The 1,933-nt window shown below is 41.3% G+C and carries 1 pseudogene; it reads right to left on the bottom strand.

The features are described from left to right. Nucleotides 1-891 precede the first annotated feature (891 nt). Nucleotides 892-1,498, bottom strand: a pseudogene (gene tnpC / locus H9631_RS23000) (IS66 family transposase); the annotation flags it as partial. Between the last annotated feature and the right edge of the window lie 435 nt (nt 1,499-1,933).

The following is a 1,933-nucleotide window of genomic DNA, read 5'->3' as shown; positions in this document are numbered from 1 at the left end:
GGTACCTTGTTAAAAGGGCCACCAAAATTTTTTCAGCCTGGTTGTATTGTTGTTACACTCATTATTATCAGGGTAATGATTTCGTGTGAGGAGCCAAATTACTTTAGATATAGGAAGAGACAGCTTTTTTGTTTGAATCTATTTTTAGCAGTTTTGAAGGAGGTCCTTTATTTGGGGAGTTCTAAATCAGGGGAAAATTAATCACTCTTGTCCATCACAATTGAATCGAACATTAATACTTTTTCCTCTAGTTTTCATGGGTTTGGCGTATATGATTCGATGGCTGTATTTTCGCATACGGAATTGTGTTTGTTATTATATAAGGGAGGGTCCGGAAGCATATTTTATTGCTTTAATTTCGTTGAAACTTTTGTTGTGTTAGCCATTTATCAAATATTTACTCAAAATATTGGAAGAGGTTTTTCTTTGAGGTCTTTTTATAATCTTGAACTTGCATTCTTTTCTATATGTTGGCAGTTTTTCCGGATTTTACAGCATGCAAAAATACAGATGCTGCAAGCAAGGAGGTTTTAGAGCGGTAGGAAACACACTTTTGACTTCGTTTTTTCAATAGAAGGCATTGATGAAATTTTATCTGCTCAATCAAGTGTGGTTAGGCTGCTCTATACGATGGTAAGAGATTACGTTCTTCCTTCTAATTTTTTGCATATTTGTGTCCGAAATACAAAACACCTGTTAATAATATCTTGATATGTCCAGAGTGATAAGTAGGTATTACTTTAATGACGCCTCACACTAAGGCGTCATTAACTTGTTTGCTGAGTTATATAACTGTAAGCCCGAATTATAAATAAAATAAGTGCACTTTTTCGGTGCCCATGCCAAATAGCCGTCTATTCTTGTTTTTCTTCAAAGAATGGGCGGTTATTATCATAGTTTGGCGCAAGTGGCCTGAATGTTTTTAGACCAGGGCAAATATTGATCCACAATTTCAGGATTTTGATGAATTCCCAACGCGGGTAAATCGGTCAATAGCTTTTTGACATATTCATAGAAATCAATGCCGTTAGACTTGGCTGTTTCAGCGAGGCTCAGGCAGATCGCATTCGCTTGCGCGCCCGCTTCGCTAACAGAGAACAGCCAGTTCTTCCGTCCAATCACGCTAGGGCGAATCGCATTTTCAGCCGGGTTATTGTCGATTTCGATGCGGCCATCATATAAAAAGGCCCGAAGACCTTCGATTCTGCTAAGCGTGTAGTCCGCTGCTTTCGCCAGGGCGCTTTTCCCGAAAAAAGTCCTCAATCCATTGGAAGAACTCATCCACAATGGGTTTCGAATACTTCATGCGTGCTTTGCGCCGTTTCCCAGGGGAAAGATGTTTGAACTTTCGCTCCAGCCGGTACAATTGGTCGCAGAAATGGGCGCCTTTGCGCCCGTTTTGGCTGTCGGCTTTTAGCCAATAGCGACGGACATGCGCCCAGCAGTTGGCAAACTGTACATTAGGCAAATTGCCATAGGCGGAATACCCGTCGCAAATGCTGAGCTCTTTCTTCCTAATTTGCATTGACAATTCTGAAACACTTTTATAGGAAACAATCGGGCGACGTTTCTCGTCGCCACCGTCTAGAATGAAAACTGATTCTTACCTTATGCAGTGTTTATCCCTTTATGGAATGTCAACACTAAACTGAACAATTATTTTAAGGAACATAGACCTGTTTAAGGTATTGAATATCTGAAGCTTTACTGAAAGATAGTACGGGCAGTTTGTCACTTGACTTGGAGCCTCTGCGGGCAGGATGACGAGCCAAGAAGCCAGATATTTAAGGGAATCTGGCTCAGCCGCCAAGGCTATCATGCCCGCCACTCCAAGTAAAGTGCCGCGTTACAGCTAGATAGTACATATTCCAGCCTGATGCTTGCGCTTATATTCACTGGGTGTTAAATAGCCAAGCGATTCATGGATCCGAAT

This window comes from Bacillus norwichensis (genome assembly GCF_014836955.1).
GTDB classification, from domain to species: Bacteria; Bacillota; Bacilli; order Bacillales; family Bacillaceae_C; genus Siminovitchia; species Siminovitchia norwichensis.
This window is presented reverse-complemented; position numbering and strand designations above follow the sequence as displayed.